Origin of the sequence: Paraburkholderia sp. 40 (assembly GCF_050434105.1) — a bacterium.
In the GTDB taxonomy this organism is placed as follows: Bacteria; Pseudomonadota; Gammaproteobacteria; order Burkholderiales; family Burkholderiaceae; genus Paraburkholderia; species Paraburkholderia tuberum.
Map to the genome: position 1 here is coordinate 2,848,624 of NZ_JBNPVY010000002.1, position 20,871 is coordinate 2,869,494.

General features: G+C 63.0%; 13 protein-coding genes, 2 tRNA genes, 2 rRNA genes and 1 pseudogene. 15 read left to right on the forward strand and 3 right to left on the reverse strand.

The features are described 5' to 3' along the window. Window positions 1-57 precede the first annotated feature (57 nt). The gene (locus OKW28_RS14525) at window positions 58-324 is read left to right on the forward strand and encodes an RNA-binding protein (RefSeq protein WP_429446553.1); all 267 of its coding nucleotides are present in this window, start codon (window positions 58-60) and stop codon (window positions 322-324) included. A 111-nt stretch (window positions 325-435) separates the two neighbouring features. On the opposite strand, the gene nadE is transcribed toward OKW28_RS14525, so the two are convergent. Further along, window positions 436-1,296 (reverse strand): ammonia-dependent NAD(+) synthetase, encoded by an 861-nt coding sequence (gene nadE, locus OKW28_RS14530; protein ID WP_429446555.1) that lies wholly within the window; start codon window positions 1,294-1,296, stop codon window positions 436-438. A gap of 450 nt (window positions 1,297-1,746) precedes the next feature. Between nadE and OKW28_RS14535 the strand changes: the two genes are divergently transcribed. Beyond that, window positions 1,747-2,694: a L,D-transpeptidase gene (locus OKW28_RS14535; protein ID WP_429446557.1), complete on the forward strand. Its 948-nt coding sequence runs from the start codon at window positions 1,747-1,749 to the stop codon at window positions 2,692-2,694. A 36-nt stretch (window positions 2,695-2,730) separates the two neighbouring features. Here the strand turns inward: OKW28_RS14535 and OKW28_RS14540 are convergent, their stop codons facing one another. Beyond that, the gene (locus tag OKW28_RS14540) at window positions 2,731-3,600 is read right to left on the reverse strand and encodes a DMT family transporter (RefSeq protein WP_429446976.1); all 870 of its coding nucleotides are present in this window, start codon (window positions 3,598-3,600) and stop codon (window positions 2,731-2,733) included. A gap of 87 nt (window positions 3,601-3,687) precedes the next feature. Beyond that, entirely contained in the window at window positions 3,688-5,244 is a 1,557-nt protein-coding gene (locus OKW28_RS14545; RefSeq protein ID WP_429446559.1) for an ABC1 kinase family protein, read from the reverse strand. Window positions 5,245-5,539: 295 nt separating this feature from the next. Here OKW28_RS14545 and OKW28_RS14550 point away from each other — a divergent pair, with 295 nt between their 5' ends. The 13 genes and pseudogenes from OKW28_RS14550 (at window position 5,540) to OKW28_RS14610 (ending at window position 20,679) form a co-directional block, all read left to right on the forward strand. Next, window positions 5,540-6,295 carry a DeoR/GlpR family DNA-binding transcription regulator gene (locus OKW28_RS14550; RefSeq protein ID WP_184068108.1) on the forward strand — a complete coding sequence of 252 codons (756 nt, stop codon included), beginning with the start codon at window positions 5,540-5,542 and terminating at the stop codon, window positions 6,293-6,295. A gap of 507 nt (window positions 6,296-6,802) precedes the next feature. Continuing rightward, a complete protein-coding gene (gene phnS, locus OKW28_RS14555; protein WP_429446560.1) occupies window positions 6,803-7,894 on the forward strand; it encodes a 2-aminoethylphosphonate ABC transporter substrate-binding protein in 1,092 nt (363 codons plus the stop codon). A 73-nt stretch (window positions 7,895-7,967) separates the two neighbouring features. Next, window positions 7,968-9,068 carry a 2-aminoethylphosphonate ABC transport system ATP-binding subunit PhnT gene (gene phnT / locus OKW28_RS14560; RefSeq protein WP_429446562.1) on the forward strand — a complete coding sequence of 367 codons (1,101 nt, stop codon included), beginning with the start codon at window positions 7,968-7,970 and terminating at the stop codon, window positions 9,066-9,068. After that, window positions 9,046-10,008, forward strand: coding sequence for a 2-aminoethylphosphonate ABC transporter permease subunit (locus OKW28_RS14565; protein ID WP_429446564.1), 963 nt, complete (start codon window positions 9,046-9,048; stop codon window positions 10,006-10,008). Before phnT ends, OKW28_RS14565 begins: the two co-directional genes overlap by 23 nt. Further along, window positions 9,998-10,861, forward strand: coding sequence for a 2-aminoethylphosphonate ABC transport system, membrane component PhnV (phnV, locus tag OKW28_RS14570; RefSeq protein WP_429446566.1), 864 nt, complete (start codon window positions 9,998-10,000; stop codon window positions 10,859-10,861). The genes OKW28_RS14565 and phnV overlap by 11 nt, the downstream gene beginning before the upstream one ends. 96 nt (window positions 10,862-10,957) lie before the next feature. Then, complete coding sequence (locus OKW28_RS14575; RefSeq protein ID WP_429446568.1) at window positions 10,958-11,713, forward strand: phosphonate utilization associated transcriptional regulator; 756 nt, start codon at window positions 10,958-10,960, stop codon at window positions 11,711-11,713. A gap of 121 nt (window positions 11,714-11,834) precedes the next feature. After that, window positions 11,835-13,100: a phosphonoacetate hydrolase gene (gene phnA / locus OKW28_RS14580; protein WP_429446570.1), complete on the forward strand. Its 1,266-nt coding sequence runs from the start codon at window positions 11,835-11,837 to the stop codon at window positions 13,098-13,100. Then, window positions 13,097-14,549: pseudogene (gene phnY, locus OKW28_RS14585) on the forward strand (phosphonoacetaldehyde dehydrogenase). The gene phnA and the pseudogene phnY overlap by 4 nt, the downstream one beginning before the upstream one ends. Window positions 14,550-14,552: 3 nt before the next feature. Beyond that, window positions 14,553-15,113, forward strand: coding sequence for a phosphonate degradation HD-domain oxygenase (locus OKW28_RS14590; RefSeq protein WP_187630374.1), 561 nt, complete (start codon window positions 14,553-14,555; stop codon window positions 15,111-15,113). 502 nt (window positions 15,114-15,615) lie between these two features. Further along, a 16S ribosomal RNA gene (locus OKW28_RS14595) occupies window positions 15,616-17,146 on the forward strand. 79 nt (window positions 17,147-17,225) lie between these two features. Further along, window positions 17,226-17,302 (forward strand) — tRNA-Ile (locus OKW28_RS14600). Between the two features lie 53 nt (window positions 17,303-17,355). Continuing rightward, a tRNA-Ala gene (locus tag OKW28_RS14605) sits at window positions 17,356-17,431 on the forward strand. Window positions 17,432-17,797: 366 nt separating this feature from the next. Then, a 23S ribosomal RNA gene (locus tag OKW28_RS14610) occupies window positions 17,798-20,679 on the forward strand. Together the 16S and 23S rRNA genes with 2 tRNA genes alongside form the textbook arrangement of a ribosomal RNA operon. The last annotated feature ends 192 nt before the right edge of the window (window positions 20,680-20,871 follow it).

A 20,871-nucleotide genomic window follows, 5' to 3' on the forward strand; every position in this document is an offset into this window, starting at 1 on the left:
GCGTATCGCAAGCGCTGACCGACGGACGGGCCGCCAGGCGCGGCGAGGGTAGGCCACATGAACCTGACCGTGCGCAATATCGCCGAATCGTGCAGCGAGCAGGACGTGCGGGAATTTCTGAAGCGCGAACTCGGCCACTACGCAAAACACGTCGAGGTGGTGGACGCCGGCAAGCCCAGCGCCTACGCGACGGTCGAACTCGACGCGAGCGTGCCGTATGTCGGCGACGTGATCGCGCGGCAGATTCACGGCAAGCACCTGGGTGGCCAGCCGCTCGAAGCGAGCGCCGATCTGTTCAGCGACGAACCGCCGCCCGAGCAGTAAGCGCCGCAGATGGTGCAGTAAGCTCTATTGTTTTCGAAGGCGGTGGACAGGCGCGACGACGCGCGCATGTCCACCGCCTTTATTCGTTTGAGAGCGCCGTTCGCGGGCGCATCATTGCCCATCCGGCGACGTCGGCCAATCGAACGGCGTATACGGCAGCGCCCGCTTGTGACGCGTCGCGTTGTAAAACTGCAGGACCACGTCACGCACGGTATCGCTGACCGGCTTGCCTTCGAGAAAATCGTCGATCGCGTCGTATGGGATGCCATACGCGTCTTCGTCGGGACGAAGCGGCCGCAGCATCTCGAGGTCGGCGGTCGGCACCTTGTGCGCCAACGCGTCGGGCGCGCCGAGCGTATTCGCGACCGCACGCACGCGGCGCTTGCTGAGCCCGGCCAGCGGCAGCACGTCGGCGCCGCCGTCGCCGAACTTCGTGAAAAAGCCCATTACCGATTCGGCCGCGTGGTCCGTTCCGATCACGACGCCCGAGCGCGCGCCAGCCACCGCGTATTGCGCGATCATCCGCTGGCGCGCCTTGATATTGCCGTGCACGAAATCCCGCTGGGATTCGTCCTTGAACGACACGCCGCTTTTATCGAGCGACTCGAGCATCGCATCGGCTGCGGGTTTGATATCGATAGTCAGATTTTCGTCGGCGCGAATGAAGCGTAATGCCTCGAGCGCATCCGATTCATCGCGTTGTTTGCCGTAAGGCAGACGGACGGCGACGAAACTCGCGTCGTAATGGTTCGCCCGCAAACGCTCGACCGCGAGTTGCGCGAGACGCCCGGCCGTGGTCGAATCGACGCCGCCGCTAATGCCGAGCACATAAGTTCTCAGGTGGCTGTTGCGCAGATAGTTCGCCAGAAAATCGACCCGGCGCTCGATTTCGCGGCTTGCGTCGAATTCGGCGGTGACGTGCATTTCGGTCGCGATGCGGGCCTGGCGCGCGGCTGGATCGGATTGAGCCATGATCGTTGTTGTCCTCGCGAGAGAAAAAGCGATTGAAGTGGCCTGAAACAGATTGCAAGCAGGTTGAAAATCGGCGTGAGTATCGGCACGTGCCGCCGTCTTCGGTCTACCTTTCGTCGAACGAAATCGTATATTGCCTTTTGGGGTTTGATTTTCCGATGACCGATTTAATTGCGTATTAATTGCGTTTTCGCTGGCATGTCGATTGTCGAAAAATAGCCGATCATTTTTGAAGAGTTCGCAGGTTAGAAGGCATTTTCATCGACACGCCTCGCTTCGCTGAGTAACATCGGTCGTGCCGAACGCCGCAGGGACCCGGCGTGCGATCAATAATAATCATGTTTGCTCCAAGACGCGATGAGATACCCAGATCGGCCTGGCCAGCCTGGATTGAACCGCCTGAGGATTTGCGCGTGGGTTTGCGCAGCCGTCGTCTCGAGTGCCGGTGCGATGGCGGCGCCGGTTCATGCGGCGGCGCCCGGTAGCGCTCAGTCGCCTGCATCCGCGACATCAGCGGCGCATACGGTGAATCTGGCCAATCCGGCCAACGCATGGAATGGCGCGAGCCGGCCGTTGCCCACGATCGACGCCGCCACCATCGCCGCGCCCGACGCGGCTGGCGTCGTCGATCCGCGCCGCGCGTTCCTGCTGCGCGACGTATTCGCGCGGGACGTGACGCGCCGGCTCAGACTGCCCGTCGCGGAGCAGCGCGCGTACGCCGACCGTCTGGAGACGGCGCTCAATGAGAACGAGCTTGGCAATCTGTCGGGCGAGTACGTGGTGCTCGTCGATCGCAATGCGAACGTGCAGGCGCTCCTGATTTACTTCCGCCCGGCGCCCGCCGACAACTGGCAGATGATCGGCGCATCGCCGGTATCCACGGGACGGCCCGGCGAGTACGATCACTTCATCACGCCGCTCGGCGTGTTCGAACATATGCCCGACAACATGGATTTCCGCTCCGAGGGCACGCAGAACGAAAACCATATTCGCGGCTACGGACGGCGCGATATGCGCATCTTCGACCTCGGCTGGGCGCAGGGTGAACGCGGCTGGGGCAAGGGCGGCATGTCGCAGATGCGTTTTCAGATGCACGCGACCGACCCCGAGCGGCTCGAATCGCTGCTCGGCATTCGTCATTCGAAGGGCTGCGTGCGGATTCCCGCATCGCTGAACACGTTTCTCGATCACTACGGGATTCTCGACGCAGGATATGCGCAGCTCGTCGATTCCGGCCAATCGCTGTGGGTGCTGAAAAGCGACCGGCAGATCATGCCGTGGGCGGGGCGTTTTATCGTCGTGGTCGATTCGCAGCGCAAGAGTCGGCCGGCGTGGTCGCCAGCACCGGGCGCGGTTGCGCGAGCGAAAATGCCCGCGCGCGCGGATACGGCCGACTGACGAGCGCTTTGTGGCAATACTGGCGCGCGGCGCCCCTCACGACCTCGCCAACAACACGCCAGTCAGCGCGACCGCAAACCCGGCGATCTGCACTGGCAGCAGCGTTTCGCCGAACCCCAGATAGCCTTCGAGCGCGGCAAGCGGCGGCGCAAGAAACAGCAGCGCAGTTGCGCGCGCCGCATCGCCGCGCCGGACCATCCAGACGAGCAACGTGACGCTGATGCCGGACAGCATCACGATGCCCCACGCGAGCGATGCCCACAGCGTCGGCGACGCGATCCAGCGATGCTCACCGAGCGCCAGCGCCAGCACCCCCGCGACGATCGCCGCGCCGACGTTCTGCACGGCGCTCGCGCTGCGAATATCGGCCTTTGCGAGCGAGGTCTTCTGGAACAGCGTGCCCGCCGTGATCGCCCCCACCGCGACGATCGATATCAGCACGACCAGCCACGCGGGTGCGTTGCCGTGCGTGGACGGCGTCGCGGCAGCGAGTTTCGGCGCGAGCACCAGCACGACGCCGGCGAGGCCGAGCGCCATGCCGCTCCAGCCGCGCCGCGACAAGCGCTCGCCGAACAGCGGCGCGGCGACGGCGGCCGTCGCGAGCGGCTGCAGCGCGCCGAGCAGCGCCATCACGCCGGCGCTCAGACCTTGCGCGACGGCCCAGTAGCCGGCGCCGAGATAGACGCCTTGCAGCAGCGCGCCCGCGGCCAGGTGCTTGCCAAAGTCGCGTCCCGTCGGCCAGGCTGCGCGCGCGACCAGCGTGGCCAGCGCGAAGACCAGCGCGGTGCCGCCGAAGCGGGCAAGCAGAAACAGATTGGGATCGGCGTAAGGCGTAATCGCGCGGGCGACCACGAAACCGGTCGACCACAGCACGACGAAGACGGCGGCAAGAAAGGAAGCGAGCATCGAGGCGGGAGGCGTGAAAAAAGCCGCCATGTTGGCGGCACGGGCGGCGCGCGTCTTGTTCAAAGCTGCAACGCGCGCGCGGGACTGTCACCACGCGAGCAGCGTCATCCCCGCTCCGAGCACGCCGCCACAGACGACGCATGCCCACAGCAGCCAGCGCGTGCGCCGGTATTCGCGCGCGAGATCCGCGAGCAGTTGCGCGTTCTGCTGCGGGGTGCCGGTGCGATCGTGCTGCTGCAGATAGCGCACCGCCAGTTGCGGCACGCGCGGCAGCATATGCGCGAGATGCGGCAGCTCGTGTGACAGTCGCTTGAGCCAGCCGCGATGATCGAGATCTCGTCGCGCGATATCGGCGAGCACGCCGCGCGCGATGTTCCATGTATCGATGCCCGGATGCAGCGCCCGCGCGAGTATCTCCGCCTGCTGGAACGAGCGCTGCGCGGTCGCGAGCCCGCCCGGCACGTGGCCGCCGAACGGTTGCACGCCGTGCAGCAGATGGTGAAACAGCGAACCCGCCGAGCGATCCTCGGGCGCCGCCGCGAAGTGCGCTTCGGCGCGCGTGCGCAACTCGGCTTCGAGCAGCTCGGCGCGCGCGTCGTCCGGCACGTGGCCGGCCTCGCGATGCATGTCGGCGAGCCGCCCGTAGTGCTGGTCGAACAACGCGGTCGCGCCGTGCACGAAAAATTCGCGCTCGCCGCTCGACAGCGTCGCCATGATCGAGAACTCCGCGAGCACGAGGCGCCCGAGCGTGTCCGGCTCGATGCTGACGCGCACGCGGCGCGCATCGAGCGTCGCGTGGAAGAAGCCATGCTCGAATGCCTGCTCGGCGACGACCTCGACGATATGCGCGGCGAGCGGCGCCAGCTTGATGCCGTGCGCGTGCAGACCGGGCAGGTCGCTCGCGGGCAGCGTGTTGATGCGCTGCATCGTCAGCGTGTGATCGGTGCACAGCTCCCAGATCACGTCTGGCACGACGATGCGCTTGTCGCCGTCGAAATGGTGGCCGGTCTGGCTCAGATTCGCGGCTTCGGCGCGCAAGTCGAAGCGGCGCAGGATGTCGTCGGTGAAGGTTTGCGCGAGCGCGCGCAACTGCAGCCGGCGCGCGACGCGCGACAGCTTTTCGAGCCAGCGCGCGACCCAGCGCAACAGGCCGAGTTCATCGCCGATCTGCTGCAACTGCTGCGCGCGCACGAGCTTGACGGCGACTTCGTGATGACCTTTGACCGGCATCGCGAGCCGCGCGAAATGGGTCTGCTCGGCGAAGCCGCTGAGTACCGGCACGAGGTCGACCGCGCTGAACAGCTCGCCGAGCGGCCGGCCGAACGCGCGAGTCAAAGCCAGCGCGGAGTCGTCCGGCGACAGCGGCACTTCCATGTGATCGATGGCGTCCAGCGCGTCATGCAGCGTGCCGCTCGCGAGCTCGGGGCGCCTGGCGAGCGTCTGCGCGAAGCGGCTCGCGAGCGGACCGAGCGCCGGCAGCAGACCATGCAACTGCGCGCCGCTGCGCTCCGACGCATGCACGCGGCCGATCAGTTCGATCATCCAGTGCAGCTTGTGGTCGGGCGGGGCGGCGAGCCAGATCAGGCGCGCGCCGTAACGCAGCGCATGGAACAGCAGCAGTAGACGGCGAAACAGTGGCGGCATCGGCGGTTCGGTTGACGGGCGAGGCGTTGTGCGCGGGACTCGGCCGGGCGGCGGCGTTGCGTTCGCCGCATGGCCGGCGAGTCCAGCCGTCAAGGTTAGCAGGTCGGCGCGATGGCTGGCGTGTTCGCGCGCAAGGGCGGCTCGATGCAAGCCGAGCGCGCCATGAACGCGCCCCCACGCCACTCTGAGCGCTACCTGCAAGCCAGCACCAACAACGCGCAATACGCGTAATACAATACGGCGGCCTTCCTCAACCACGGCGAAACCCAAGCGTGCCGGCTTTCGGCCTTCTCAGATGCTCGCAGAACAACGTCATCAATACATCCTCGCGCAAGTCGCAAAGAACGGCGCGCTGTCGGTCGCCGAACTGGTGCGCGAACTGAACGTATCGCGCGAAACGATCCGTCGCGACCTCAACGCGCTGGCCGGCCGCGGCCTGCTCGTGACGACACACGGCGGCGCGTTGTCGAGCGATCGGCGCGAGCCCGATCTCGATACGCGCGAAGCCGAGAACGCCGGCGCGAAGCGTGCGATCGGCGAGCGCGCGGCCGAGTTCGTGCCGGACGGCGCGTCGCTGATCATCGATTCGGGCAGCACCACGCAGTCGGTCGCGCGGGCGCTGCTCGACCGGCATCGGCTGACGGTTTACACCAACGACTGGCGCATCGCGCTACTGCTCGGCCGACGCAACGACAATCGCGTGACGCTGCTCGGCGGCGAGCTGTCCGATATCGAAGACGCGACCTTCGGCCTCGACACGGTTCAGCAGCTCACGCAGTACCACGCCGATTTCGCGTTCATTGGCGCGGGCGGAATTTCGCCGGACGGCTATCTCACCGACTACAGCCGCATGGCGGCCGAAGTACGCAGCCGCATGATCGCCGCGGCCGACATGGTGGTCGTCGTCGCCGATCATTCGAAATTCGGACGCGTGACGCCGGTGCGCATCAACGGGATCGAGTCGGCGCGGTATCTGGTCACCGAACTGGCGCCCGAGCGCGCGCTTGGCACGGCGATCACCGCGCATGGTCCGGAGATTCTGATCGCCTGAGACGGGCTGGCGGGACGGTTCCCGCCGCGTTCGTACGCCGCTCGCGCTGAGCGACATTCCGCGCCCGCCAAAATCTAAATAAAAAAAGCCACCCGCCCCTCCGCATTTTCCCGACGCGGCGTGCATACATCGTCATTTTCGCCATGTACGATCCACACGGGATCGGCGTGCGGGGCTCTGCTTTTCGGTGGCGCGACGAATTCCATCGGTTGGCCCAAGTTGGCAATTTGTGTCTTTTTTTGGAATTCAGCACAATCGTCATGGCCCTGTCATCGAAACCTGTGATTCTTGCCGTGCCCGCTCAGGCGCGGCAGGCAGCGCGGGTGTGGTAGGGGGCTGTCAGTCAGGCTGGGCGAGAAGCGGCAAAGTTGTCGGCAATCTGCAATCCACGACAGACCGGCGCGGCAACCGCAGCGGGCAACACGCCAGCGGCGCGTGCCGCCGTTCAATCACTACAGGTATGGGTTATCCCGACCGTCTGGTTTTTAGCCTTTCGGAGAGAGCGACATGAAAAAGACGAATTCCCTTCACGCTGCGGCCGGCCTTGCGCGCAAACTGCTGCCGGCGCTGGTCGCCGCGGCCGCGTTCGGCGGTGCCGCGATGCAGGCTCATGCGGCCGACGCCGTCGTGCTGTACACGGCCGACGGCCTCGAAAATCTGTACAAGGATGTGCTGCCGGCCTTCGAAAAGAAGGAGGGCGTGAAGGTCAATATCGTCACGGCGGGTAGCGGCGAAGTCGTGAATCGCGCGACCATCGAGAAGGATCAGCCGAAGGCCGACGTGCTCGTCACCCTGCCGCCGTTCATTCAGCAGGCCGACCAGAGCGGCCTGCTGCAGGCGTACCAGAGCGCCAACTACAAGAACGTGCCGGCCATCGCGAAGGCGCCGAACGGCGCGTGGGCGACCTTCGTGAACAACTACTTCTCGTTCGCGATCAACCCCGAAGTCACGAAAACCGAGCCGAAGACGTTCGCGGACCTGCTGCACCCGGACTTCACCGGGAAGGTCGCGTATTCGAATCCGGCGACCGCCGGCGACGGCATGGCGGTGATCATCCTGACCTCGTCGCTGATGGGCGAAGACCAGGCGTTCGACTATCTGAAGAAGCTCGAGCAGAGCGCCAAGTTCCACACCAAGGGCACGGGCTATCTCGACGTGCTGCTGTCGCGTAACGAGATCGCGGTCGCCAACGGCGATCTGCAGATGGATCTCGACGACGCGGCCAACGGCGGCCTGTCGCTGAAACCGGTGTTCCTCGCCGCCACGCCCGGCGGTCAGCCCACCACGTTCCAGCTGCCGTACGCGATCGCGCTGATCAAGAACGGTCCGAACCAGGCCGAGGGCAAGAAGCTGATCGACTATCTGATGTCGACGCAAGTGCAGTCGAGGGTGCCGGACATCTTCGGCATTCCGGGTCGCAGCGACGTGCCGCTCGCCGGCAAGAACGGCGAAGCGGTCAAGCAGGCGATCAGCGGCGTCAAGCTGATTCCGGTCGACTGGAACCACGTGATGGCGAAGAAGGCCGATTGGACCGCGCGCTGGAAGAGCGACGTGATCGGTTCCTCGGGCAAAGAGACCGAAGTGGTCAAGCCGAAGTAAGTCGATTCAGGCGGCGTTTCGCGCGTAATGCGCGGCGCCGCATCAGCATTGATCCTGTTGGAGGACGACTCCGGTGAATACGGCCAGTCTCGCTCACCCCACTGCGCCTGGCGCTCCGCTGGATGCGCTCGGCGCCGCGCGTTCGGACGCGCCGGGCGGCGTGCAGATCGATCACCTGACGGTGCGCTTCGGCGCGCGCACGGTGCTCGACGATCTGTCGTTGACCATCCGGCGCGGCGAGTTGCTCACCGTGCTCGGCCGCAGCGGCTGCGGAAAGACGACCTTGCTGCGCTTCATCGCGGGCTTCATCGAGGCCGACGGTCTGGCCGGCACGCTGACGGTGGCCGGCCGCGATCTGACGCACATGCCGCCGCACAAGCGCAACCTCGGACTGCTATTCCAGAGCTACGCGCTGTTTCCGCATCTGACGGTATTCGAGAACGTCGCGTTCGGGTTGCGCGCGCGGCGTATTCCGGCGCGCGACGTCGCGCGCCGCGTCGCCGAGGTGCTGAAGCTCGTGCAGCTCGGCGATGCCGGTCACGTGATGCCCGCGCAACTGTCGGGCGGCATGCAGCAGCGCGTGGCGCTCGCCCGCGCGCTCGTGATCGAGCCCGACGTGCTGCTGCTCGACGAACCGCTGTCCGCGCTCGATGCCAATCTGCGCGCGTCGGTGCGCTCCGAACTGAAGGCGCTGCATGAACGCCTGCCGAATCTGACGATCGTCTGCGTGACGCACGATCAGGACGACGCGCTCGTGCTGTCCGACCGCACGCTGCTGATGCGCGATGGCCATATCGCGCAGCTCGGCACGCCGCAGCAGCTGTACGACTCGCCAGCCGACGGCTTCGTCGCGCGCTACCTCGGCGCGGCCAATCTGCTGCCGCCGCAGGTCGCGTTCGGCATGGACGACGCGCGCTACAACGAGCGCGAACGTGTCGCGTGTCTGCGTCCGGAGGCGCTGCGCATCGTGCCGCTCGGAGAGGGGCAGTTGCACGGCGCGATCGCGTCGGTCGAGTGGTACGGCGCGGCCTTGTCGGTATCGGTCGTGCTCGATGCGCTGCCGAACGACCCCGTGCTCGTCACGATGCAGCGTGGTCTCGGCATGACGCCGGAGAAGGGCGCGCGTGTTTCCCTGCGTTACGAGGCTGGCGATGTCGTCGTTATCAAGCCCTGATACGTCCAACCCACTCGACGTTGCCGCGCAAGCCGAGGTCGAAGCCGCCGCCGCGCGCCGTCTCGCGAGCGCGGCGGCGCACGCGGCCGCCGTCAAGCGGCGCGAGCGCCTCGCGCAATGGCATCTGCTGTTCATTGCAGTCGTGGTGCTCGGACCGCTCGTCATCTATCCGCTGGTGCGGCTCGTGATGCTGAGTCTGACCGGCGCGCATGGCCTGTCTGGCCACGCGTACGTAACGTTCTTCGGTAACCCCGAAACGCGCGGCGTGATCGGCACCACGCTCGGCATCCTGTTCGCGAGCGCGAGCCTGGCGTCGCTGCTCGGCGTGGCGCTCGCGTCGCTGCTGTTCTTCAAGCCGTTTCCGGGCGCGCGCATGGTCACGCGCTTTCTCGAACTGTTCGTCGCGTTCCCGTCGTTTCTGGTCGCGTTCACGCTGATCTTTCTGTACGGCTCGCAAGGCTCGGTCAGCATCGGGCTGCAGCGGCTGTTCAATCTGCAGGCGCCGCCGCTCGATTTTCTGTTCGGCATCGGCGGCGTGATTCTCGCGGAAGTCGTGTTCTATACGCCGTTCGTCGTGCGTCCGACGTTGGCATCGTTCGCGCTGCTCGACCAGCGACTGATCGAAGCCGCGCGCAGCCTCGGCGCGAACGGCCTGATGGTCGCGTTCAAGGTGATCCTGCCGCTCGCGTGGCCGGGCATCGCGGCCGGCACGATCCTGTGTTTTCTGCTGACGCTCAACGAGTTCGGCATTCTGCTGGTGCTCGGCAGCGCCCATCTGATCACGCTGCCGGTCGCGATCTACAGCGCCGCCACCGTCGATCTCGATCTGCCGACCGCGGCCGCCGGCGCGGTCGTGATGCTGCTGATGTCGTTGTCGTTGTACGCGTTGTACCGGCGTGTCAATCGTCGCAAGGTGAAAGGAGCCGGCCATGGCCGTTGAACTCGATCCGACCGTGCTGCCGGTCATGCACAAGAAGGGCCGGCCGGTGCGGCGCAGCCTCGCGGTGCGACTGCTCGGCAGTCTGTTTCTCGGCTTTGCCGCGCTGCTGTGCTTCTGGCTGTTCGTGCTGCCGGTGTTGGTCGTCGCGCTATCGAGCGTCGCGTCGCACTGGTCCGGCACGATCCTGCCCGACGGCTTCAGCATGCGCTGGTTCGAGCGCCTCGGTTCGAGCGACTTCGACGCGCTGACCACCAGCCTCGAAGTCGGCATGGGCGTCGCGGTGCTCGGCACGATCCTCGGTTTGTGGCTCGCGCTCGCGCTCGAAGGACGCGACCGGCGCGGCCTCGGCGCCGTCATCGACACGATCGCGATGATGCCCAACGGCGTGCCGAGCGTCGTGCTCGGCCTCGCGGTGCTGATCGCGTATCACAAACGGCCGCTCGATCTGTCGAGCTCGGCGGCGATCGTGGTGTTCGTGCAGCTCGCGCTGGTACTGCCGTTCTGCTACCGCTGCGCGGCCGCCGCGCTGCGCCCGGAGCTGACCGTGTTGCGCGAAGCGGCCGCGAGCCTCGGAGCGCCGCCGTCGATGGTGCTGCGCCGCGTCGTGTTGCCGCAACTGGTGCCGGCGATACGCGCGAGTCTCGCGCTCGGCTTTGCGCTGTCGCTCGGCGAACTCGGCGCGACGCTGACCGTATATCCGCCAGGCTTCGCGACGGTGCCGATCGTCGTCGTCGGGCAGGTGGAACGCGGCTATTACCTGCCGGCTTCCGCGCTGTCGCTGATTTTGCTGCTGGTCTCGCTGGTCGCTCTGCTGCTGATCGCGGCGCGCGCTCCGCGGCGCCGGATCGACTGAGCCGACTGAGCCGAGTGATCGGCGAGCGATTTCGTTGATCTGAAGCACGCGCGCGAACCGGTGAGCATCGATGCAGATGTGGCAAAAGTTGTCCAAATGACCGAATATATGCACTCTGCTTCCCTCGATCCGATCGAGGTCCTGCGCCGCCATTCGCTGACGACGCTGGTGCGCGACGAGATCGAGCGGCATATCGTCAGCGGCATGCTGGCGCCGGGCGACAAGCTCAACGAAGCCGACTGGGCGGCGCGATTGCAGGTGTCGCGCGGGCCGGTGCGGGAGGCGTTTCGCGCGCTAGAGCAGGCGGGTCTGGTGCGCACCGAGAAGAATCGCGGCGTGTTCGTGCGGACGGTGTCGCTCGCGGAGGCGGACGAGATTTACGCGGTGCGCGCGGTGCTCGAAGAGGGGGCGTGCCGGATGCTCGCGTCGAACATCGATGCGGGCAAGCTCGCGGTGCTGCGCGACTGGGTCGACGCGATGCGCGCGGCGCTCGCGTCGCACGATCACGATGCGTATGCGCGCGCGAACGTCGCGTTTCACGATGCGCTGGTCGCGGCGGCGGGCAACACGAAGTTGTACGACACGTATCGCAGGCTCGTCAGCGAGCTGAGCCTGTTTCGGCGTGCGGCGCTAGTCGTGCAGGCCGACGCGATGGCGCGCTCGCTCGCCGAGCATCGCGCGATTCTGACAGCGCTCGCGTCGCGCGATGCGGAGCAGGCCGCGCAGTTGATGCGCGCGCATGTGCAGGGCGGGTTGCAGCGCGCGCATGCGGCCTGCGAGGCGGCGGGCGATGCGGCGCACGAGCAGCGCCTCCCGGCAGGCGCGGGTGCGGCCGGCTCGCGCGGGCGATGACGGCGCGGCGATGAAGCCGAGGCAAGCGCACCGGCAAACGCCGCGGCAGCTTCGCCCCACGAACAGACAGCCCGGCGATGAAGCCTTTGCAGTGACGACCCCGGCAATGGAAAACCACGCGATGACACACCCCGAGCAACGCACGATCGAAGTCAACGGCCGGAGCTACCGGCTGCCTTCACAACCGACGGTCGTCGTCTGTGTCGACGGCTGCGAGTTTGCGTACCTGGAAGCGGCGGTCGCGGCCGGCGTCGCGCCGTTTATCGGTTCGATGCTCGAAGGCGGCGCGGCGTTTCGCGGCGACTGCGTGATCCCGTCGTTCACGAACCCGAACAACCTGTCGATCGTGACCGGCGTATTGCCGTCCGTGCACGGCATCTGCGGCAACTACTTCTGGGACACCCACGCGAACGACGGCACGGGCGCGGCGGTGATGATGAACGATCCCGCCTACCTACGCGCGCCCACGCTGCTCGCGGCCGCCGCCGACGCGGGCGCCGCGGTCGCCGTCGTCACCGCGAAGGACAAACTGCGCGGGCTGCTCGGCTCGCGGTTGAAGGGCATCTGCTTTTCGGCGGAGAAAGCTGACGAGGTGACGCGCGAGGAAAACGGCATCGACGACGTGCTCGATCTGGTTGGCCTGCCATTACCCGATGTGTATAGCGCGGGGTTGTCGGAATTCGTGTTCGCGGCCGGCGTGCGGCTCGCGCAGACACGCAAGCTCGACCTCATGTATCTGTCGACGACCGACTATATCCAGCACAAATGGGCGCCCGGCACCGAAGGCGCGAACGCGTTCTACGCGATGATGGACGGCTATCTCGCGAAGCTCGACGCGCTCGGCTGGGTGATCGGCCTCACCGCCGATCACGGCATGAACGCGAAGCACGATCCGCAGACCGGCGAGCCGAACGTGATCTATCTGCAGGACTTGCTCGACGACTGGCTCGACGCGTCGACGGCGCGCGTGATTCTGCCGATCACCGATCCGTACGTCGTGCATCATGGCGCGCTGGGTTCGTTCGCGACGGTCTATTTGCCGCGCGAGGTCGATGCTGCGTCCGTGATTGCGCGGATCGGCCGCCTGCCGGGAATCGAAGTCGTGCTCGATCGACGCGCCGCGTGTGTGCGCTTCGGGCTGCCTGAGGATCGCATCGGCGATCTGGTCGTGATCGGCACGAAGCATGTGGTGCTCGGCACGCGGCGCGACGAGCACGACCTGTCCGGGCTCACCGTGCCGTTGCGCTCGCACGGTGGGATTTCCGAGCAGGAAGTGCCACTGCTGTTCAACCGGCGCGTCCAGCCATCAGCCACCGGCAGCGAAGGCAAACGGCTGCGCAATTTCGATATCTTCGACGTCGCGCTCAATCGCGTGTCGACATCGTGAACACGGCGCCGCGGGACCATCCTGAGTTCCGCGCCGAAGCGCTGCGGCTGAGCGGCGAGCGCGCGACGCGCGCCCGGACGCTCGACGTGTTCGATCCTTATACCGGCACGCGCGTCGGCACGGTGCCCCTCGCCAGCATCGACGATGTGCGCGCCGCGTTCGACTACGCGCTCGCGTATCGGCCGACGCTGTCGCGCTACGAGCGTTCGCAGATTCTCGAGCGCGCGGCGGTGCTGCTGCGTGAGCGGATCGAACCGGCGTCGGATCTGATTTCGCTCGAGTCGGGTCTGTCGAAGCAGGACTCGCGCTACGAGATCGGCCGCGTCGCCGACGTGTTCCGCTTTGCCTCGTTCGAGGCGTTGCGCGACGACGGTCAGAGTTTCTCGTGCGATCTGACGCCGCATGGCAACAGGCGTCGCGTGTTCTCGCAGCGCGAGCCGCTCGCGGGCGTGATCGTCGCGATCACGCCGTTCAATCATCCGATGAACCAGGTCGCGCACAAGGTCGCGCCGGCCATCGCGACGAATAATCGCGTGGTGCTGAAGCCGTCGGAGAAGGTGTCGCTGTCGGCGCTTTATCTGGCCGATCTGCTGTATGAAGCGGGGCTGCCCGCGCCGATGCTGCAGGTGCTGACCGGCGATCCACGCGAGATCGCCGACGAGCTGGTTACGCACGCGTCGGTCGAACTCGTTACGTTTACGGGCGGTGTTGCAGTCGGGAAATACATTGCGACGAAGGTCGGATATAGACGCGTCGTGCTCGAGCTGGGCGGCAACGACCCGCTGATCGTGCTCGACGATGCGGGACCTCGAGCGCGCGGCGACGCTTGCGGTGCAAGGCTCGTACAAGAACTCGGGGCAGCGCTGCACGGCGGTCAAGCGGATGCTCGTGCAACACGGCGTCGCGGCGGAATTCACGGAGCTGGTCGTCGAAAAGACGCGCGAGTGGACGTTCGGCGATCCGTTCGATGCGTCGAATCAGATGGGCACCGTGATCGACGCCGCCGCCGCGCAGCTGTTCGAGGCGCGCGTTAATGAGGCGGTGGCCGCGGGCGCGCGCCTGCGCCTCGGCAACGAGCGCCGCGGCGCCTTGTATGCGCCGACCGTGCTCGACAACGTCGATCCGTCGATGACGCTCGTGCGCGAGGAAACCTTCGGGCCGGTGTCGCCGGTCATCGCGTTCGACACGCTCGACGATGCGATTCGCATCAGCAACGGAACACCGTTCGGGCTGTCGTCGGGCGTGTGTACGAACCGGCAGGACGCGATCACGCGTTTCATTAATGAGCTGCGCGTGGGCACCGTCAACGTGTGGGAAGTGCCAGGCTATCGGATCGAGCTGACGCCGTTCGGCGGCATCAAGGATTCGGGGCTAGGCTACAAGGAAGGCGTTCAGGAAGCGATGAAGAGCTTTACCAATCTGAAGACGTTTTCATTACCTTGGGAGTAACAGGTGGCATTGAGTCTCGACGATATCCGTGTGCTCTTCGAGCGACACGGCAGCCTCGCGTATAGCGGCGAGCCGGTGACGCAGCTCGAGCACGCGTTGCAGAGCGGCGCGCTCGCCGAGGCGGAAGGCGCGAGCGACGAACTCGTCGCCGCGGCGTTCTTGCACGACCTCGGCCATCTGCTGAACCTGCAAGGGGAGACGCCGACGGAACGGGGTGTCGACGATCTGCATCAGTATTTCGCCTTGCCGTTTTTGCGGCCGGTGTTGTCGGATGCGGTGCTGGAGCCGATTCGTCTGCACGTCGACGCGAAGCGCTGCCTGTGCGCGATCGACGCTACCTATTTGGGCCAGCTGTCCGCCGACTCGGTGCGCAGCTTGCAATTGCAGGGCGGGGTCTTCAGCAGGGAAGAGGCGCAGGCGTTTATGCAGAAACCGTACGCCGAAGACGCGATGCGTTTGCGCCGATGGGACGATCGCGCGAAAGAGAAGGATCGCGCGACGCCGGGGATCGACCATTATCTGGCCGTGGTCGAACGGGCGATGCGCGCGCATGCGACTGCGTGAGTCGAGGTGTTTTGGGTCGCGATAGGTTGCGCGCCGAGCGGTCAAAATATCGCTTGCAAGTCCCGATGTCGGCGACTAGAATTCCGCTCTTTCGCGCTCCGGACGCCGGGGTGCGGAGAAGCGGGAAGCCTTTGAGGGCGAGGGCTTCAGCGGCGTGGGCAGGTTAAGCGAGTGATAAAAACCTGTTGACGATCCGACGGAAGTTCTCCATAATCTCGTTTCTCTGCTGCAGACGCAGCGACGCAAACGAAGCAGTGCCGGGTAGTGGTGGTTCAGGCGCGGCGGGTTTGGCGGACCGATCTTTAAAAACTAACAGTCGATAAGTGTGGGCGCTTGATGCGGAATGCGGCGGCGGATTCTGTGGAATCTGCTGTCAGGCAGAAGTATCAGAAGCCTCACACAGTATTGGAGGAAGGTTTGTCTGTCGGAAGACGGATCAATCATCGTCAGTACGTTGAGTGAGCGACCGGGTTCGAGAGAGCCCGAAAACAGTAACAGGTTTGAACTGAAGAGTTTGATCCTGGCTCAGATTGAACGCTGGCGGCATGCCTTACACATGCAAGTCGAACGGCAGCACGGACTTCGGTCTGGTGGCGAGTGGCGAACGGGTGAGTAATACATCGGAACGTGTCCTGGAGTGGGGGATAGCCCGGCGAAAGCCGGATTAATACCGCATACGCTCGGGAGAGGAAAGCGGGGGATCGCAAGACCTCGCGCTCAAGGGGCGGCCGATGGCAGATTAGGTAGTTGGTGGGGTAAAGGCCTACCAAGCCGACGATCTGTAGCTGGTCTGAGAGGACGACCAGCCACACTGGGACTGAGACACGGCCCAGACTCCTACGGGAGGCAGCAGTGGGGAATTTTGGACAATGGGCGCAAGCCTGATCCAGCAATGCCGCGTGTGTGAAGAAGGCCTTCGGGTTGTAAAGCACTTTTGTCCGGAAAGAAAACCTCGTGGCTAATATCCGTGAGGGATGACGGTACCGGAAGAATAAGCACCGGCTAACTACGTGCCAGCAGCCGCGGTAATACGTAGGGTGCGAGCGTTAATCGGAATTACTGGGCGTAAAGCGTGCGCAGGCGGTGCTGTAAGACCGATGTGAAATCCCCGGGCTTAACCTGGGAACTGCATTGGTGACTGCAGCGCTGGAGTATGGCAGAGGGGGGTGGAATTCCACGTGTAGCAGTGAAATGCGTAGAGATGTGGAGGAACACCGATGGCGAAGGCAGCCCCCTGGGCCAATACTGACGCTCATGCACGAAAGCGTGGGGAGCAAACAGGATTAGATACCCTGGTAGTCCACGCCCTAAACGATGTCAACTGGTTGTCGGGCCTTCATTGGCTTGGTAACGTAGCTAACGCGTGAAGTTGACCGCCTGGGGAGTACGGTCGCAAGATTAAAACTCAAAGGAATTGACGGGGACCCGCACAAGCGGTGGATGATGTGGATTAATTCGATGCAACGCGAAAAACCTTACCTACCCTTGACATGTATGGAATCCTGCCGAGAGGCGGGAGTGCCCGAAAGGGAGCCGTAACACAGGTGCTGCATGGCTGTCGTCAGCTCGTGTCGTGAGATGTTGGGTTAAGTCCCGCAACGAGCGCAACCCTTGTCCCTAGTTGCTACGCAAGAGCACTCCAGGGAGACTGCCGGTGACAAACCGGAGGAAGGTGGGGATGACGTCAAGTCCTCATGGCCCTTATGGGTAGGGCTTCACACGTCATACAATGGTCGGAACAGAGGGTTGCCAAGCCGCGAGGTGGAGCCAATCCCGGAAAACCGATCGTAGTCCGGATCGCACTCTGCAACTCGGGTGCGTGAAGCTGGAATCGCTAGTAATCGCGGATCAGCATGCCGCGGTGAATACGTTCCCGGGTCTTGTACACACCGCCCGTCACACCATGGGAGTGGGTTTTACCAGAAGTGGCTAGTCTAACCGCAAGGAGGACGGTCACCACGGTAGGATTCATGACTGGGGTGAAGTCGTAACAAGGTAGCCGTATCGGAAGGTGCGGCTGGATCACCTCCTTTCCAGAGCTGTGCATTCACTGCACTCAAGTGCTCACGCTTATCGGCTGTGGTTAATGGAAGCAACGCAGACAGACATCAGGGGTCTGTAGCTCAGCCGGTTAGAGCACCGTCTTGATAAGGCGGGGGTCGATGGTTCGAATCCATCCAGACCCACCACGGTCTTGTCTGGTGAGCTGAAGGGCTGGGGCCGCTGGAATAGCTGTGGGACTGGGGGATTAGCTCAGCTGGGAGAGCACCTGCTTTGCAAGCAGGGGGTCGTCGGTTCGATCCCGTCATCCTCCACCAATCCTCAATGCGCAGGGTTCTGCCTGAAGGCAGAGCGTTGCGCATTGGCGATTGAGCCAGTCAGGGCGGTATGAGGCACAGGCTTTATACCGGCTGCCGTTCTTTAACAATCAGGAAGAAGTAGTAAAGAGATTCACGAAAGCATGCCTGGAGATGGGTGTGTGAGTAGGTGAATCAGGGTTGTGATTGTATCGATGTATTTTAAAGGTGATCGAAAGATTGCCTTGGAATACGGCGCAACACGAATACTCAACCTGTAACGGAACGTGAATGGTCGACTCCTTCGGGAACCTGTCCCCTCCGGGGATGGGACCAGTGTAAGCGCTAAAGCGCTAACACTGGTCGACAGAGACACACCCGTTATAGGGTCAAGCGAACAAGTGCATGTGGTGGATGCCTTGGCGATCACAGGCGATGAAGGACGCGGTAGCCTGCGAAAAGCTCCGGGGAGCTGGCAAACGAGCATTGATCCGGAGATGTCCGAATGGGGAAACCCACTCCTAATGGAGTATCCGTAGCTGAATCCATAGGCTGCGTGAGGCGAACGCGGTGAACTGAAACATCTAAGTAACCGCAGGAAAAGAAATCAACCGAGATTCCCAGAGTAGTGGCGAGCGAAATGGGATCAGCCTGTACACGTTATCTGTATTGTTAGTCGAACGCTCTGGAAAGTGCGGCCATAGCAGGTGATAGCCCTGTAGACGAAAACAGCATGGAAGAACTGGGTGTACGAGAAGTAGGGCGGGACACGTGAAATCCTGTCTGAAGATGGGGGGACCATCCTCCAAGGCTAAATACTCGTGATCGACCGATAGTGAACCAGTACCGTGAGGGAAAGGCGAAAAGAACCCCGGGAGGGGAGTGAAACAGATCCTGAAACCGCATGCATACAAACAGTCGGAGCCTCTGCGAAGGGGTGACGGCGTACCTTTTGTATAATGGGTCAGCGACTTACATTCAGTGGCGAGCTTAACCGATTAGGGCAGGCGTAGCGAAAGCGAGTCCGAACAGGGCGTCCAGTCGCTGGGTGTAGACCCGAAACCAGGTGATCTATCCATGGCCAGGTTGAAGGCACGGTAACACGTGCTGGAGGACCGAACCCACTAACGTTGAAAAGTTAGGGGATGAGCTGTGGATAGGGGTGAAAGGCTAAACAAACCTGGAAATAGCTGGTTCTCTCCGAAAACTATTTAGGTAGTGCCTCGTGTATCACCTTCGGGGGTAGAGCACTGTCATGGTTGTGGGGTCCATTGCGGATTACTACGCCATAGCAAACTCCGAATACCGAAGAGTGCAATCACGGGAGACAGACATCGGGTGCTAACGTCCGGTGTCAAGAGGGAAACAACCCAGACCGCCAGCTAAGGTCCCCAAATATGGCTAAGTGGGAAACGAAGTGGGAAGGCTAAAACAGTCAGGAGGTTGGCTTAGAAGCAGCCACCCTTTAAAGAAAGCGTAATAGCTCACTGATCGAGTCGTCCTGCGCGGAAGATGTAACGGGGCTAAGCCATATACCGAAGCTGCGGATGCACAGTAATGTGCATGGTAGGAGAGCGTTCCGTAAGCCTGCGAAGGTGCACTGGAAAGTGTGCTGGAGGTATCGGAAGTGCGAATGCTGACATGAGTAGCGATAAAGGGGGTGAAAGGCCCCCTCGCCGTAAGCCCAAGGTTTCCTACGCAACGTTCATCGGCGTAGGGTGAGTCGGCCCCTAAGGCGAGGCAGAAATGCGTAGCTGATGGGAAGCAGATTAATATTTCTGCACCATTGTGAAATGCGATGGGGGGACGGATCGCGGAAGGTTGTCCGGGTGTTGGAAGTCCCGGTCCTTGCATTGGAGAAGGCGCTTTGGCAAATCCGGGCGCGGAATTCAAGGGTGCGAGGCGAGTCGCTCAGGCGACGAAGCAACTGGAAGGGGTTCCAGGAAAAGCCTCTAAGCTTCAGTTTCACAGTGACCGTACCGCAAACCGACACAGGTGGGCGAGATGAGTATTCTAAGGCGCTTGAGAGAACTCGGGAGAAGGAACTCGGCAAATTGGTACCGTAACTTCGGGATAAGGTACGCCCTCATAGCCTGACTGGCCTGCGCCAGAAGGGTGAAAGGGTTGCAATAAACTGGTGGCTGCGACTGTTTAATAAAAACACAGCACTCTGCAAACACGAAAGTGGACGTATAGGGTGTGACGCCTGCCCGGTGCCGGAAGATTAAATGATGGGGTGCAAGCTCCTGATTGAAGTCCCGGTAAACGGCGGCCGTAACTATAACGGTCCTAAGGTAGCGAAATTCCTTGTCGGGTAAGTTCCGACCTGCACGAATGGCGTAACGATGGCCACACTGTCTCCTCCCGAGACTCAGCGAAGTTGAAGTGTTTGTGATGATGCAATCTCCCCGCGGCTAGACGGAAAGACCCCATGAACCTTTACTGTAGCTTTGCATTGGACTTTGAACCGGTCTGTGTAGGATAGGTGGGAGGCTATGAAGCGTGGACGCCAGTCTGCGTGGAGCCGTCCTTGAAATACCACCCTGATCTGTTTGAGGTTCTAACCTTGGCCCGTGATCCGGGTCGGGGACAGTGCATGGTAGGCAGTTTGACTGGGGCGGTCTCCTCCCAAAGTGTAACGGAGGAGTACGAAGGTACGCTAGGTACGGTCGGAAATCGTGCTGATAGTGCAATGGCATAAGCGTGCTTGACTGTGAGACTGACAAGTCGAACAGGTGCGAAAGCAGGTCATAGTGATCCGGTGGTTCTGTATGGAAGGGCCATCGCTCAACGGATAAAAGGTACTCTGGGGATAACAGGCTGATACCGCCCAAGAGTTCATATCGACGGCGGTGTTTGGCACCTCGATGTCGGCTCATCTCATCCTGGGGCTGTAGCCGGTCCCAAGGGTATGGCTGTTCGCCATTTAAAGAGGTACGTGAGCTGGGTTTAAAACGTCGTGAGACAGTTTGGTCCCTATCTGCCGTGGGCGCTGGATATTTGAAGGGGGCTGCTCCTAGTACGAGAGGACCGGAGTGGACGAACCTCTGGTGTACCGGTTGTCACGCCAGTGGCATCGCCGGGTAGCTATGTTCGGAAGAGATAACCGCTGAAAGCATCTAAGCGGGAAACTCGCCTTAAGATGAGATATCCCCGGGGCTTCGAGCCCCTTGAAGGGTCGTTCAAGACCAGGACGTTGATAGGTCAGGTGTGCACGTACAGTAATGTACTGAGCTAACTGATACTAATTGCCCGTAAGGCTTGATCCTATAACCGGTGTGTTTTGCGGTCAGCGTTGGCGCTTCAGCTGTCGGCCGGAGTTAGTGCTTCAGCACTTACTCCGGGCCCATGCAAAGCGCTTACCCGGACCCCACCCCCGAAGGGGGCAGGAACACGCACACGGTTGAGATCGGTGTTGTGCCAGAAACAACACAACCCCCACCCGAATCCTTTACGCTTCT